The sequence below is a fragment of the Pseudomonas sp. Fl5BN2 genome (assembly GCF_009908205.1).
GTDB lineage: Bacteria > Pseudomonadota > Gammaproteobacteria > Pseudomonadales > Pseudomonadaceae > Aquipseudomonas.
The window spans coordinates 36,488-51,523 of the sequence record NZ_JAAARL010000033.1 but is presented as its reverse complement, the minus strand read 5'-3'; the positions used below and the strand labels follow the sequence as shown (position 1 = coordinate 51,523).

Genomic DNA, 15,036 nt, shown 5'->3' with positions numbered 1-15,036 from the left:
ATCAACTCCTGATCACCGGGATTATTAAAAGGGGCGGCAAGGACGCTGCTTGGCACAATGCTCAAGCACAACAGGCAAGACAATACCTGACACAACCTCATCCCGAGGGTGGAGAGAGACATATTCGATCCTTCGAAATACAGCTACAGCGTCTGGCGTGAGCGGCGATGCTAAATAGCCACTACTTGGACGTCAAATGAGCTGCCCGCGAGATAGACCCACGGAGAAAGATCGAAATAAACCACTCAATCGGAAATGGAAATAAAAATCCTTATTAATCATGAAGTTAAAAAAATCAGGCAGACCAGCCACCGAGTAGACCTTCAGAGCCCCGTAGCATTTGGACCAACGCTCAATTTCGGGATAGAACACACCGGTCAGACTTTTGAAGTATCAAGAGAAACCAAACTAAAACAGAGGGTTATAGGACATATAGTGATTTATTATTAGAGGGCAATAGCGATGAAATGGCCGTTATAAAAGCCTACAAATCAACTAAGACACAATTACTAATAACTACACTAACAACTTGATAACTAACTACTTTTCAAGAATTCAAAGAAAATTCGAGTGCCGTACCAATAAAAACAGACGAACGGTATATAGCAAAAAGTCTGGATAGCGCGCTCAGGCCTCTCGCCTGGAGTTGCATCACAACAATGCTGGTGGGAGCGCACTGGAGGTTTCCGACCTGAAACCAGGCCCTACCTCATAACTTGCCCTCATCACCCTCCGAACGCAGATGAATCACCCGGGCTGGCGGCTCCACGATCAGCGGCGGATGCTGTACGTCCTCAGGACTGATCCGGAAAAACTGCGTGGTGACATGGCTGATACCGCCCTCTTCATCGTTGTGCACGATTATGGTTCCGGGCTGGCGCATCTGGGCGAAGGTCTCGTCGCTGAGCTTGAAGCTTTCACTCAAGCGCTGGTTGTCCACCACCGGTGCCGGCAGCCGCGCTGGATAACTCTTGTTACGGCGCTGGCGGTAACGCGCCCAGGAAATCAACAGCACCGCATTGAGCAGCGCGACCCAGGCATAGAACTGCAAGGTGGTCAGGGCATCGAGCATGCTCGCTTCGATGCGCGGTCCCTCGTGGCTGTCCAGCAAGGGGATGAGCCCGCGAATGAGCAAATACAACAGGCCCACCCAGGCCAGCACGGTGAGGATAACGTCGACCACAACCATGAAGGGACGTTGGCGAGTCCGGATGATTTTCATCAGCGCACCTCCTCTTCGTCATCTCTGGGCTTGATACCGCGATCCGGGCTGACCCAGCGCGCACGCTTCTGATGCTCGCCGAACAACACTCTGGGGAAGCTGACCAGGGTGGTGAGCAAGCTGATCAACCAGAACACCAGGGGGTACCAGACCACCCAGAACATGGTTTTCCACAGGTCTTTTTCATAACGCCGGTCGATCAGGATGCTGACCGCGAATTGGGCCAGGCAGACAATCGCCAGCACCAGGCCGGTAAAGGCTGGCGGCACAATGCTGTGCACCGCGATGGCCTCGGGCATGACGATGAACTTGCCCAATGCCCAGAAGATCACCGACAGCAGAAAGGTGAAGGCCCAGCCAGTGGACAGGCAGTAGTCGAAGAGCAGTGTCCACAGATAGCGATGACGCCACTCCCAGATGCCCCGGATGTTCTTGAACAGCACCTCGGCGCCGCCCTGCGCCCAGCGCAACCGCTGCTTCCACAGGCCCTTGATGGTTTCCGGCATCAGAATCCAGCACAACGCCCGGGGCTCGAAGAACACGTACCAGTGATCGAGTTGTAGCTTCCAGCTGATGTCGATGTCTTCGGTGATCATGTCCGGGCTCCAATAGCCCACCCGGTGCAGTGCCGTGCGGCGAAAGGCGACGATCACCCCGGAGACGGTGAAGACTTTGCCGAACACTCGCTGGGTGCGCTTGATCAGGCCGATGATCGACGAAAACTCGCCCACCTGAATCCGTCCCACCAGGGTCGAGCGGGTACGGATCCGTGGGTTGCCGGTCACCGCGCCGAGGCGCGGGTTGACCAGCATCGGTGCCACCAGGTACGCCGCAGTGTTGGGTGCCAGCAGTGCATCGCCATCGATGCACACCAGGTATTCACTGTGCGCCGCCACCGCACCCATGCGCAGGGCCACGGCCTTGCCCTGGTTCTGTGCCAGGTGCAGCACCCGCAGGCGCGGGTCCTGGGCGGCAATGGTGTCCAGGACCTGGCCGGTGTTGTCCTTGGAACCATCGTTGATGGCGATCACCTCAATGTTCGGATAATGCTGGGCCAGCGCTGCCTGAATGGTGTCGGCGACGTTGTCCCCTTCGTTGTAGCAAGGGATCAGAATGCTGATCAGCGGCTCACCGGCCAGGGGCGGCGGCAGGGTGTCGTCGGTCCAGGGCCAGTGACGTTCCCAGTGCAGCCAGAAATACAGGCCGCCAGAGATCCACAGTGCGGACATGAACAGCGGGTAATAGAAGACGAAGTCCATGAGGAACTCGCCGGTCACCAGGAAGATCAGCCCCAGGGGTACCCCGAGCACCAACGCCAGCACTACCAGGGCGAAGACTCTATCCATCATGATTCAAGGACTCCATTTGTTGGAGAGTGCGGGCCGCAGGGTTTTCAGGTCCGGGGTGTTGTCGAGGAAGTTGTCCGGGTAGTAACCGAAGTGGATGGCGCCCTGGCGCTTGAGCCGGCCCATCCAATCGGCCAGTTGCGCGGCGGGCAGGTCAGTGGTCGGTTGCCGGCTCCAGTCCCGGGCCTGAAGCTCGAACACCGTGCGCTGCAAGGCTCCGGGCCGGGTCCGCACCTGGTCCACCAGGGCCTCCAGCCAGGGCCCGGAATGCCGTGGGCTCTGGCCTTCCATCAGCGGCATGGCCATGGGCGCCGTCCAGTCGTAGCTGGCGAGGAAATCATCGAGGTTCTGGGCGAACCAGGTTTCGCTCTGGGGATTGATGATCGGTTCGGCATATATGTTTCGCGCCGTCAGTACCTGAGGCCCGCGAATCGCCCGGACCTTGGTGGTCAACTCGTTGGTGAAGTCGATCAGGTAGCGGCTCTTGAAACGGGTCCAGCGCTGCAGGGTCGCCGGATCATCACGCAGGGCCGCGATGGAGCCGGGCAGGCCATTGGCTGCATAGGCACGCAGGGCTTCGGGGCTGGCGTCTTCGTAATCCGAAAGCAGCGCATCATCGTGAAACAGGACGCCGTCGACCGAGGTCATGCGTGCCATGTCTTCATAGAGCTCGCCGATCAGCCGCCGGACGTTCGGATCGAAGGGCGACAGCCGCTGATACTGCTTGGGATCGAGCGCTGCCTGGCCAGTGGCCGGGTCCCAGCGAGTGACCCTGGGCAACCGCGCATCCAGGGCATAACTGAGCACCGGCATCCAGGCGAAGACCTTGACGTGGGCCCGGGTACGCAACTGCCAGGCAACCCGGTTGAACAGGTCGGCCCGCATCGGCAGATGCCGGTTGGGGAAGTACAGCTCGCGCGCCAGCCCATCGCCCTGGGGATCGGCAAAAGCCTGGAGGAACACGGTGCTGGCTCCCAGGTCGGCCATGCGTTGCACCAGCTTGCCGAGATTGATCTCCTGCTGTTTAGGGTCCGGGTCGTAGACGTTGTCCAGGTCCACATGCACCACGCGCATCGGCGCCCTGCTCTCGACACCGACAATACTGTTGGAGAAGTGCGAGCCATCAGGATCCGACACCACCAGCAGGCGCGGACTGCTCATCAGGTTGTCGAGAGTATCGAGGCCATCATCCAGGGTCATCGCCATCTGGAATCCCTGGCCATCGATCACCTGCAGGGTAGTGCCGTCGGCGGTACCGTACGGCCAGACCCAGACCCGGGGACGGTAGCCGGCGACGGCCTGGATCTTGTCGGCGATAGCGGTGATGTCGTTGCGCATCCGCGCCTGGAACTGTATTTCGCTTTCATAGCGGCCACTGGCTGCATCGTAGCGTCGAGTCGCAGCCGCCGGCTGCAGGTTACCCTGCGGATTGGCCAGGATGCCCAAATGGCTGTGGTCAGTATGGGCGGCCAGTTCTACCAGCCCGGAACGGGAGATCTCACCGATCTGTGCCCAGTTCAGAAACTGTACACGCGGGCGCATGTCGCCGGAAAAATCCACCAGCCGGTTGGCCGGGGTATCCATCCACATGCCCACCGGGGCCAGCAGCGCGTGCCACTGATAGGCACGCAACACCGGCAATACCCGGGTGTAGAAGCTCGAAAAACCATCGTCGAAGGTCAGCAGGATGGCCTTGGCCGGCAGCTCCGGGCCGCCTTTGCGGGCCGCAAGGATCTGGTCCACAGTGACCGGCCGGTAGCCGTTCTCCCGCAGCCACGCCAGTTGCTGGATCATCCGTTCGGTGCGCACACCCACTACCCGTGGATCAGGGTCGCGATCGGCGATGTCATGGTAGGCAATCCCCAGCACATGGTTCTTCGGCCATGGCGCCTCGGTATGGGGCAAGGGTCGTTGTGCCGGGACGACAAAGTTAGCTGCAGGCTGGGAACAGGCGCTGAGAATCAAGGCTCCCAACAGGAGGACGCAACGGTTGATCAAACTCATCGTCCCACTCTCCTCTAGAAGCGATAGGTAAGGTCGACCGCCAGGCGCAGATCGGTTTCCCGCTCGCCGTCGTAAGGCCGGTTGATCACGCTCAGCACACCGCCGATATCGAACACGTCGTTCCAGCTGTAGCGCTGGCCGTAGCTGAGCAGCCCGACGGCCCCCGTGGAGTAGCCACGCTCGCTGTAGGTCCCGGCACCGGCCTGGAACTGTTGACTCCAAGTGGTTTCATAGCGGTGATAAAGCACGTGGTTGACGGTCACGGTAGGCAGGACGCTTAAATCCGCCTCGGGGTTGTAGTAGGGCGTGTCTTGCAGCGTGTTATGACTGGCGCCCACTTCCAGTCCGAGATCGACCTGCACTTTCGGTGAGCGGTAAACCCCTTCACGCCCGGTGAGCAATGCTTCGAAACGGTTGTTACCGTCACTGAAATGCGAAGGGCTGAGGGACAGTTTCCATTCGCGGCTTTCATTGGCGCGCCAGCGCAGGAAGGCACTCCCGCCATTGGCGCTGATGTCACTGTTGAGCGCCCGCAGCGGGGTGTTGGCCGAGAGGTAGTCGAGGCTGCCGCCGTATTGCCAGTGATCGTCGATATCACGGGCCAAGGACACCCGGGCACCGGTCTTGTCGCCGTAGCCGTAGGAGTGATTGGAGACTTCGGCTTCCAGGGTCATGTCACGGGTTCGCCGCTCCACCCCCAGGACCTGCCAGCGGTGGTTGCCGATGCCTTCAGAGAAATCTCCCATGGCATAACCGATCCCGCCGAACAGTCGCCAGTCCTCGGCAATGGGCGGCGTATAAAGCCGGCTTTCGATGCCGAAATCCCGGCTCCCGGCCACGGCACCGGCACCACTGCTTCCCCCTCCGTAGCTCTTGCCGCCGTAGGTCGAGACTCGCAACTCGGCCATGTCATGCACTTCGCGCTCGCGGGCCAGGCGTTGCACCTGACGGCTTTCCGGGAAGCGCTCAAGCACGTCGTCGGTCAGGGCATCCAACTGCCGCCACTCTTGCAGGTCCAGAGCGGTGTGTCCCTGGGACACTTCCAGGTTGACGTCCCGCGGCGCCACGCTCTCGGTTTCCTTGAGCAGGCTTTCCGACAGCCGCGGCCACTCACGGGTCCGGTATAGGTCGGCCTGGGCCAGGCGCACACTGGTGTTGCCCGGAGCAAGCTCCGCCAGGCTCGCCAGACGTTGCTCGGTACCCGTCAGATCAGCCCCGGCAGCGGCGGTGGCACCGGCCTGGGCGGCCAGCAACTGAGCATCGACCCAGTCGTCGTTGAACTCGCTGACCGATTGCCTGGTCCGCTGAATTCGTTGCGGCACACTGTCGGCCAGTTCATTGGCGAGGTTCAGCGCCTCTTCCGGGCGTTCACTTTCCAACAAGGCGTAGTACAGACCGGTGGTGTCCTCCAGGCGGGACGTCGCATCGGCTTGCGGAGCAGCCAGCACCCGACGATACAAATCCGCGGCCTCTTCCGGCTGACGCTGATCAAGATAGGCCGCAGCCACCCAACGCAGGGCATAGGTGGGAATACTCGCCCCATCAGCGGTCAACTGCTGGTATTCGCTGATTTCCTCGGCGGTACGGGCACGGGCCTTGAGCGCTCCCAGGCGATCGATACGCCAGCGGGTGAGATCCTCCTTGGCCTGGGAGTCGGTGCCCCATGCGGCAAACAGGGCATCGTAATCCGCCAGGGCGCGGTCGGCGATCACGAAGCGTTCTTTCTCGCTGCGGGTGGCCAGCTCCGCCAGCCTTACCCGCTCGGCGGCCAGATCGCCCTGAATTCGTCGCTGAACCAGCGGATCGATCAACCCCGGGTGCTGCTGGGCCAGGCGCAGGGCCGGCTCCGGCAAGCGTGCCCGTTGCAGGGCATAGATGTATTCGCGGATGACGTCGGGCTTGTCACCGGCGCGGATAAAGGCCTGGTCGTATTCGCTCAGGGCATCGTAAGGCTGGTTGGCGCGGGTCAAGGCGTAACCCAGGGCCAGGCGCCGGGTCGGGTCGTCGGGCTTGGCCGCCACCAGGGCCTTGGCCCGAGCCACCGCTTCGGCCGGCTGGCCAGCATCGGCCTGGGTCAGGGCCAGGCCCAATTGCAGGTCGGCATTTTGCGGATCGCGCTCCAGGGCCTGGCGATACAGGCGAGTGGCGTTGTCCCATTGCTTGAGGTTGCGATAGGCCCTGGCGGTGGCTACCAGTGCCTGCACCGGCAGCGCGCGATTGCGTGCCTGGGTCTCATAGACGTTCACCACCTCGGCATCGAGCCCGGCCCAACTGGCGATCTGCAGGTGGTCGCTGACCAGGCCGCTGGTCAACTGACTGGCCGGCACCTGGCGCAAATGAGTCAGTGCCGGGGTATAGCTGCCGGCACGGGCCTGGATGATCAGTTGGTCATAGGCCGCGTCGGCGAACACCAACCCAGGCCAGAGCAATTGACTGCACAGCGCCAGACGAAACAACGGACGAAGGCCATAACGGCGAGCGGGATGAACAGTGTATTGCATTTCGTCAGCATCCTTACATGGCTAGCCGGAGTTCTGCGCCCCGCCCTTACGCCCCAGCAAACGGGATCAAATGATCCAAAAACGCTTTCTGGGTGAATTCTTCCACGAAGGTTAGTCGAGAAACTGGACTGCCATAATTATTCAGAATCAGCCGCAGCAAGCACTGTAGAAGCCCGATCTGCAGTGCCAGCCAGCCTTGCCCGGCAACCTCCAGACAGCACAACGCCCGACCTGTGCTCTGCACAGCGCCGGGCGCCGGGGATTGACCTGAAGGGTCGCCAAGGGCGACCCACACAGTGCTTACTGCAGGGCGCCTGCGCCCCCCAGCTTGCTCATGACAAAACCAACGAACTGCTCGACCGTCATTTTCTGGCCGTTGAAATTCACTTCGTTGTTGGCGTAGTGCAGGGTCGACACCACGTTATTGCCATCGAGCTTCGCCAACTGGGTAGCCAGGGCCATGGCGCTGAGCATTTCCGCGGTGGCGGCACTTTGCTCGGCGATCTGCTTGGCATCGGTCTGGCCTTCAGCCTGGGCCTGCAGCGCTGCAATGTCCGCCACCATCGGCTTGGACAACAGCAGTTTGGTGTCCAGCTGGCTGATCAGTTGCTTGCCCAGCTCCGCCGGAGGCAGTTCCAGGTTCTGCGGCTTGGCCAGGTCCAGGCTCAGGCTGAAACGGCTTTCGCCACTGCCGGTCTTGAGTGCCAGGCTTTCCAGGGCGATCTGTGGCTTGGCTTCCAGCACCTTGTTCACCGCACCACGAACCTTGGCCTGTTCGGCGTCGGTCATCTGCAGTTCCGGAGCCGGCTCGCCACGGGAGGCCGCATCGGTCGCGGCTGTCTGGTATGGCTGCAAGACAGTCTGGTAGACCTGCATCAAATCGAGCATGCCCTGGCTGTCAAGGTTCTTCATGCTCCAGAGCATTTCGGCCGAACCAACGCTCTTGCCGTCGAAAGCAATCTCACCGATCCGGTAATCCGCGCGCCCGGCCACTGTGCTACCGGCTTCTTCGCTGGAGGTCTTCTGCTCGAAGTTCTTCAGGGTCAGCACCGACTGCTTGTCACCGAAGGTGGCCTTGGCGCCGCTGAGTTCCACGGTGTTCTGGCCCAGGTAGTAGCCGAAACTGCTCTTCTGCAGGTTGCTGGCCAGGGTCAGGCCGTTGATTTCCAGCTTGCCCGGAGCCTGATCCGGCGCACTGATCGACAGGCTCAGGCTGTCCATGTAGCCATCGATCTTGGCCTTCTGTCGGCTGTCGCTGACGGAGACGTTGAGGTTCATGCCGGAGAACTTGAGGTTGGAGTTCTCATCCAGGACCAAGTCCATGGGGGCGAATTCCAGGGTGCCTTCAGCGGCGAGGTCGTAGCCGACATTGACGACGCCCTTCAACGGTGCCGCGCCCTTGGTGGCGGCGAACCACTTCTCGGTCTGTGGGCTTTTTTCCAGCTCATAGTGACTGGTAGCCATGACTGGCAACCACTTCAGGCGCACCAGTCGGGAGAAGGGCAGCGGACCGTGCTCGATGTGGTCGGAGACCAGCAGTTCCAGATCACCATGGAACACATCGCCCTGGCCCTTGACGCGATAGCGGGCGTTGCTGCTGAACAGGCCACGATCCAGGGACACCAGTTCCAGGGTTGCGGTGGCGTCGTAACCGAGCAGCGCCGCCTGCAGCTCCTTGTTGCTCTCGATGATCTGCTGTTGCAGAACCCCTTCCAGCTTGGTGCCGGTGTACCAGGCGCCGCCGGCACTGATGGCACCTACTGCGACGACGATTCCTAACAGTACGCCTGCTGATTTATTCATGTCTGACCCGATCAATATCCGTTGTTTGAAGGTGTGGTCGTCTTCCCTGAACCCATGACGGGTCGCGGCTCGACTCCGCGTAAAACCGGCGCAGATTACCACTGGCGGTGAGCGGGAGCCCAATCTTTGAGTGTGAAAAACCGTTGATGGGCCGCTAGGCAGGGCGCAGGAACACCCGTTGGAAGGCAGGATCGGCGCGCACTCCCACCGCTGCCGCAGGCTCGACCGCGGCAGCGCGACAAGATCCCGAAAGGGCTTCGACGATCTCAACAGCGCGTCAGTTTTGCTGCTACTCACAGCCTGCGACAGCGGCTCCAAAGAGCCGGGGCAGGCTTCAGGAATACTCGACTTCCAAGGCATCGAGCTGATGGTCGAAGCTCTTGAGCCGCGCGCTCCAGGTGTACACCAGCACTTCGAAATCCCGATCGATCACCGCGCTGTTGTTCCGCGACTCACCACGGGGGTCGCAGAAATCCAGCTGATAACGCTCCCGGGCCATGGCGGTGGCGACATCTGATAGCTCCCGGGCATTGCTCAGCCAGTGGCGACCGTCATCCGCCTGCTTGTCCAGCAGGATGCACTGCTTCTTCAGCGCTTCCAGGCTCTTTTCCAACGGCGTGCCGGTGAGCTCGCCCATGACTTCGGCGAAGGTCCGCCCCGGTTGCCAATAGCTGCCCCAGAAGTAGCGGTCAAACACGGTCTCAACCCGGCGCAAGGCCACCTTGGTGTCCCAGATGACCACCAGTGTCTTGCTCTGTTCGAGCTGTTTTTTCTTGATTTTCTGGCCCTGGAAGGAAGCCCAGGCCACCACGCCGATGGCCATTACCGCAATCAGCGCACTGGCGCTGTCGAGGAACACCAGGGCCTTGTCGATCTGGTGGGCCAGCATGATGCCGTAGAAGTAGGTGGCAGACAGCAGCACCAGGGCGCAGAGCGCGCACCAGAAGCCCGGAGCATAAGGGTTTTTCATTATTGGAATCCCCATGACCATCACATGCTTTGATCGCTTTAAGGCGCGTTGCACGCGGCGCCTTGGCAACTGATCAAAGCATAGCAACGGCCTCAGGGTTTCGCGTGCTGCGAGCCTTGCGTTCGTCCGCTTTCCCAACCACCGCCCAGGGCCAGGAACAGATCAATCTGACTCATTGCCACCTGGGTATTGGCGGACGCCAGTTGCGCGCGCATATCGGTGTAGGTGCGGGTGGCCTGCAGGTCGGCAAGGAACGAGGCACGACCGGCCTGGAAAAAACGATGGGTCTGGTCCGCCGCCAATTGCGCCGACTGCTCGGCGTCCGCCAGGGCCTCGCGACGCTGCAATTGCGCGCTGTACTGCGCCAGGCCGGTCTGGGTTTCACGAATGGCGTTGAGCACCACACCGTCAAAATGCGCCAGCGCGCCCTGGCTGGCCGCCTCGGCTTCGTGGATGCGCTCACGGGCACCATTGGCCGGCACGCTCCAACTGATCAACGGACCGAACCCCCAACGGTTGGTGGACGCCTTGCCAAGGTTGTCGAGGATGCCCACGGTACCGATGGTCGCGCCGATGCTGATATCGGGATACAAGGCCCCGGTGGCCACGCCGATTTGCGCCGTGGCAGCGGCCAGGTGACGCTCGGCCTGCCGCACATCGGGACGCCGCTTGAGCAACGCCGCACCGTCGCCCACCGGGAGCAGTTGGGCGATCTGCGGCAACTCGGCGCAACCGCCGGTGCCGGCCGGCAATTGCTCCAGCGGCTTGGCCAGCAGCATCGACAAGCGGAACAGTGCCGACTGGCGTGCCGCCTCGTAGCGCGGCAGTTCGGCGCGCAAGGACTTGAACTGGGTCTGGGAGCGGGTGACCTGGGTTTCGTCGCCACGCCCGGCATCGCGCAGGCGCTGGGTCAGCTCGGTGCTCTGGGCTTGCAGGCTCAGGGAATGTTCGGCGATTTCCCGCTCTTCATTGGCCGCGCAGACCTGGGTGTAGGCCCGCACCACATCCGCCACTAGGGTGATGCGCGCAATGTCTGCCGCGGCCTGGGTTGCATCGGCATTGGCCTGGGCCGCCTCGATGCCACGCTGCAAAGTGCCGAACAGGTCGAACTGATAGGAGGTGCTGATGGACAGGTTGCCGACATTGGCCACCGGTACCTTTTCCGGTAGCAGGAAGGCTTCCCCGGATTCCTGCAGGCGTTCGACCCCGGCCTTGACTCCGCCGCTCCAGCCGCCAGCGGCCTGGGCCTCATCCACCTGAGCTCGGGCCCGGGACAGGTTGGCCGCCGCCACCCGCAGGTCGGTATTGGAGGCCAGGGCCTGCTGCACCAGCTGGTCCAGGCGCGGGTCCCGGTACAGCCGCCACCAATCGGCAGGCACCGGCGCCGAGATCACATTGGCGCCCTTGGCCGCCAAGTCGCCCTGTAAGTCCTGGCGTTGTACCGCCGCGTCCTTGGGCAACTGGTAATCCGGCCCGACCATCTGGCAGGCAGACAGCATCAGGCCGAGTCCGGCCAAGGCCCAGCGTGTGCCGCCGTTCATTTCCCGGGCTCCTGCTTGGCCTGATCATTGAGGATCGACACGGTAGCGGTGCGCCCGGCGATCATGCGGAAATCCGCTGGCACGTCATCGAAGGCGATGCGTACCGGAATCCGCTGGGCCAGCCGCACCCAGCTGAAGGCCGGGTTGACGTTGGGCAGCAAATTGGAGCCGCTGCTGCGGTCGCGGTCTTCGATCCCCGCAACAATGCTTTGCACATGCCCGCGCAATCGCGCGCGGTCACCAATCACCCGGATATCCACCGTCTGGCCGACATGGATGCCGTCGAGCTTGGTCTCCTCGAAGTAACCGTCGATATGGAAGGAATTGCTGTCCACCACCGACAACACCGGGCGCCCGGCAGTGACGAACTCCTGAGTCCGCGGCGCGCGATCGTTGACGTAGCCGTCTACCGGGCTGCGCACCACCGAGCGATCAAGGTTGAGCTGGGCACCGTCCACGGCCACTTGAGCCTCGGCCAGCGCTGACTGGGCACGGGCCTCGCGGGACTGGCTCTCTTCCAGTTGCTCGCGTGGCACCAGGTTGCCCAGGCCACGGTTGCGCTTGGCCTCGCGCTGAGCCTGGGCCAGGGTTTCCTGACGATCGGCCAACCCCGCCCGGGCTTGGCGCAAGGCCAGCTTGAAACGGTCCTGGTCGATACTGAACAGCACCTGGCCACGTTTCACTAACTGGTTGTCACGCACCTCCACCTGCTGGATCAGCCCGGACACGTCCGGGGCGATCTGCACGACATCGGCGCGGATATGCCCGTCCCGGGTCCAGGGCGCGAACATGTAGTACATCACCATGCGCCAGACCACCACGACCGCGAAGGTCACCACCAGTAACGTCAGGACCACACGGCCAATGGTCAATAAAGGTTTTTTCATGTCATCAGGTATCGACTGAGAGAGTCCACAGCGCCCAGCAACAGAGCGTAGAGACCCACGTTGAACAGTGCCCGGTGCCAGACCAGGCGATAAAAGTGCAAGCGCGTCAGCACCCCGTGCACCAGCAGGTACAAGCCATAAGTGATACCCATCAGCACCAGTAGCGTGGGCAGGAACACCCCGCTGATATCCAGATCACCGATCATAAAGGCGCTCCATCGATGCCATGGGGAAGAGGTTCTTCGGGTTCGCCCGAGCCCACGAATTCCACCCCCGGCAGCAGCGCCAGGCGTAGGCCACTGAGGGCGTGCAGCAGGTGCAGGCGGGTTTCGTTATCGCCTTGCAGGCCCTGGCTGTTGAGGGCCCGGCGAGTACGGTCGAGGGTCATCAACAGCGCACTGGGCGCCGGCAAGCGTTCACCGGCCTTGAGGCACGCCTTGAAGTATTCGCCGACCTCGGCCACCACCTGGCGCAGCAGGCTTTGCGCTACCCCCAGTACCCGCGGCGCATAGGCCAGCAGGTCCAGCAGGTTGAGTGCCACCCGCAACTCCCGCAGAGCGGCGCCGGTGTCCTGGCCGGTCATGGCCAGGCGCGGCAAGTGTTGCATCAGCCGGTCGAGCATCTGCGCACCCATGTGCCGGTGCTCGGCCAGGGTCGCCGGCTCGGTAAGGCTGACGATGTCGCGCCAGCTGAAGCGAGTCAGGCGCTTGGCCGCCAGCTCCGAGCCGAACGGGCGGGCGATCAGGGTCCAGACAAAGGCGAACAGCAGGCCCATGGGTCCGGCCAGGTTGGAGTTGGCAAAGCTCAGGAAGTCAGCGTCGTAGGCGCCCTGGATGCTGATGAAGGATGAGGTGTTGACGATGGTCAGGAGCATCCCCAGGTAGAACCGCGGTTGCACCGTCAGGGTGCCGACGCAGATGAAGGGCACTGCGAAGGCCAGCACCAGCATCGGGAAATCATGCAGGTTGGGCAGGATCAGGAACAGATAGAGACTGGCGAACAGCACCGACATCGCGGTCCAGAAAAAGAACCGGTAGATCTGCGGCGCCGGGTCGTCCATGGCGGCAAAGAAGCTGCAAGCCACCGCCGCGAGGATGACTGCGCTGCCGCCGTCGGTCCACCCCAGGAGGATCCACAGCACCGAGGCAACGATGATCGCGAGCACCGTCGAGCCCGCCGAATACAGCATCAGCCCGCGGTCGAGAAACGGTGTCAGCCGGCCCAGTCGCCAATGCCGGTAGACCGCACGCCAGGTGTCTTGGCTCTCGCTTTGGATGGCGTGCTGCAGGCTGCGGCAGTCCTGCCACAGGTCGATCCACTCGCCGAGGCGGTACAAGGCGTTGGAGAACAGCAACTGGCGCCGGTCGTCCAAGGCTTCGGCGCTTGGCTGCAGGGCTTCGAGTTCACTGCGCAGGGCCTGCCAGCGTTCCACCGAGGCGTCCTCGGCGCTGGCCTGCAGCCATTCATCGGCCTTGGCCAGCAAGGGTGCAAACTGCGCCACCAGTTCCGGGGTGCGTCGCTCCAGGGCGTACAAGGCATCGTCAAGGGCATCCACCACCGGCAGCAGATGGATCATCCGTCCACGCAGCTCCTTGGTGTTACGTACCGTCTGCGGCCGAGCGCCTTCGTGGGGCAACTGGCCGATCATCAATTCCAGGGTGTTGAAGGTGCCTACCATCGACGCACGCAGGGCACTGACTGCTTCAGGTTGGACATTGCGGGCCAGGAAGCGCTGGCTGTAGATCGCGGCATCGGCGAACCACTTGGCGGCAGAATCGACGAACACCGGGGCCAGCCGCCGGGGCCAGAACATGCTGCCGATCACCGCGGCGCAAACGATGCCGAGGAAGATCTCCTCGGTCCGCGCCTCGGCTACGTCCCATACCGCCAGCGGGTTGTCCACCACCGGCAGGGCGATCAGCGGCAAGGTGTAGCCGGCCAGCATCAGGGCGTAGTTGTTGGCGGTGCGCAAATGCATGGAGAGGAACAGCAGGATGCCGGTCCACAGGGCGATGATCACCACCAGCAGGTAGGGGCTCTGCACGAACATCGGCACCAAGAGCACCGCCGCGGCCGCGCCGAGAAAAGTACCGATCGCCCGATACAGAGCCTTGGAGCTGGTGGGACCGACAAAGGGGCTGGAGACGATGTACACCGTGGCCATCGCCCAATAAGGACGGGGCATCTGCATCAGCATGGCGATGTACAGCGCGACCATCGACGCGGCGAAGGTGCGTACCCCATAGAACCAGTCGCGTGCGGGGGGCATGTCGGTGAAAAAGCCTTTCAAGAGGGCAGCACCGGCACGTGGCTAGCGGACTCGAAGGCACGGATCACCCGCAACGCCGCTTCCAGGTCGGGTGCACTGATGCCTTCGAGGACTTCCTGGCGCAGCCGCACCAGCTCGCCCTCCACCGCCTGCACCAGCTCGCGGCCGGTGTCGGTCAGGCTCAGGCACTTGGCCCGGCGGTCGTGAGGGTCTTCGCTGCGGCACACATAGCCGGCGCTGCACAGCTGATCCAGCAGGCGCACCAGGGACGGGCTTTCCATCCCCGCGGCCTGAGCTACGGTGACCTGGCGCACGCCCTCGCCCAGGCGCCCGATCATCAACAGGGGCACCGCGCAGGCTTCGGAAATACCGAAATTGACCAGGGTGGTCTGGCAGATCCGCCGCCAATGCCGCGACGCGACCACCATGCCACTGCTGATATTCATGTGGAGTGATTCAAGGGAGTTGGACACAAGACGGTTTGCACACTGTT

11 protein-coding genes are annotated in these 15,036 nt (G+C 62.3%); all 11 read right to left on the bottom strand.

Annotated elements, in window-relative coordinates:
• Nucleotides 1-709 precede the first annotated feature (709 nt).
• Nucleotides 710-1,222 (bottom strand): poly-beta-1,6-N-acetyl-D-glucosamine biosynthesis protein PgaD, encoded by a 513-nt coding sequence (gene pgaD / locus GV819_RS30580; protein WP_161759757.1) that lies wholly within the window; start codon nucleotides 1,220-1,222, stop codon nucleotides 710-712.
• Entirely contained in the window at nucleotides 1,222-2,571 is a 1,350-nt protein-coding gene (gene pgaC / locus GV819_RS30575; protein ID WP_161759756.1) for a poly-beta-1,6-N-acetyl-D-glucosamine synthase, read from the bottom strand. Before pgaC ends, pgaD begins: the two co-directional genes overlap by 1 nt.
• A 3-nt stretch (nucleotides 2,572-2,574) precedes the next feature.
• Complete coding sequence (gene pgaB / locus GV819_RS30570; protein ID WP_161759755.1) at nucleotides 2,575-4,572, bottom strand: poly-beta-1,6-N-acetyl-D-glucosamine N-deacetylase PgaB; 1,998 nt, start codon at nucleotides 4,570-4,572, stop codon at nucleotides 2,575-2,577.
• Between the two features lie 14 nt (nucleotides 4,573-4,586).
• Nucleotides 4,587-7,073, bottom strand: coding sequence for a poly-beta-1,6 N-acetyl-D-glucosamine export porin PgaA (pgaA, locus tag GV819_RS30565; protein ID WP_161759754.1), 2,487 nt, complete (start codon nucleotides 7,071-7,073; stop codon nucleotides 4,587-4,589).
• A gap of 300 nt (nucleotides 7,074-7,373) precedes the next feature.
• Complete coding sequence (locus GV819_RS30560) at nucleotides 7,374-8,876, bottom strand: YdgA family protein (RefSeq protein ID WP_161759753.1); 1,503 nt, start codon at nucleotides 8,874-8,876, stop codon at nucleotides 7,374-7,376.
• 334 nt (nucleotides 8,877-9,210) lie between these two features.
• The gene (locus GV819_RS30555) at nucleotides 9,211-9,846 is read right to left on the bottom strand and encodes an NADH:ubiquinone oxidoreductase subunit N (protein ID WP_161759752.1); all 636 of its coding nucleotides are present in this window, start codon (nucleotides 9,844-9,846) and stop codon (nucleotides 9,211-9,213) included.
• Nucleotides 9,847-9,938: 92 nt separating this feature from the next.
• Nucleotides 9,939-11,387: an efflux transporter outer membrane subunit gene (locus tag GV819_RS30550; RefSeq protein WP_161759751.1), complete on the bottom strand. Its 1,449-nt coding sequence runs from the start codon at nucleotides 11,385-11,387 to the stop codon at nucleotides 9,939-9,941.
• A complete protein-coding gene (locus GV819_RS30545; RefSeq protein WP_161759750.1) occupies nucleotides 11,384-12,274 on the bottom strand; it encodes an efflux RND transporter periplasmic adaptor subunit in 891 nt (296 codons plus the stop codon). Before GV819_RS30545 ends, GV819_RS30550 begins: the two co-directional genes overlap by 4 nt.
• Nucleotides 12,271-12,480 (bottom strand): DUF1656 domain-containing protein, encoded by a 210-nt coding sequence (locus GV819_RS30540; protein WP_011058538.1) that lies wholly within the window; start codon nucleotides 12,478-12,480, stop codon nucleotides 12,271-12,273. The genes GV819_RS30545 and GV819_RS30540 overlap by 4 nt, the downstream gene beginning before the upstream one ends.
• The gene (locus GV819_RS30535; RefSeq protein ID WP_161759749.1) at nucleotides 12,477-14,564 is read right to left on the bottom strand and encodes an FUSC family protein; all 2,088 of its coding nucleotides are present in this window, start codon (nucleotides 14,562-14,564) and stop codon (nucleotides 12,477-12,479) included. Before GV819_RS30535 ends, GV819_RS30540 begins: the two co-directional genes overlap by 4 nt.
• Nucleotides 14,561-14,989, bottom strand: coding sequence for a MarR family winged helix-turn-helix transcriptional regulator (locus GV819_RS30530; RefSeq protein WP_161759748.1), 429 nt, complete (start codon nucleotides 14,987-14,989; stop codon nucleotides 14,561-14,563). Before GV819_RS30530 ends, GV819_RS30535 begins: the two co-directional genes overlap by 4 nt.
• Nucleotides 14,990-15,036: the final 47 nt, after the last annotated feature.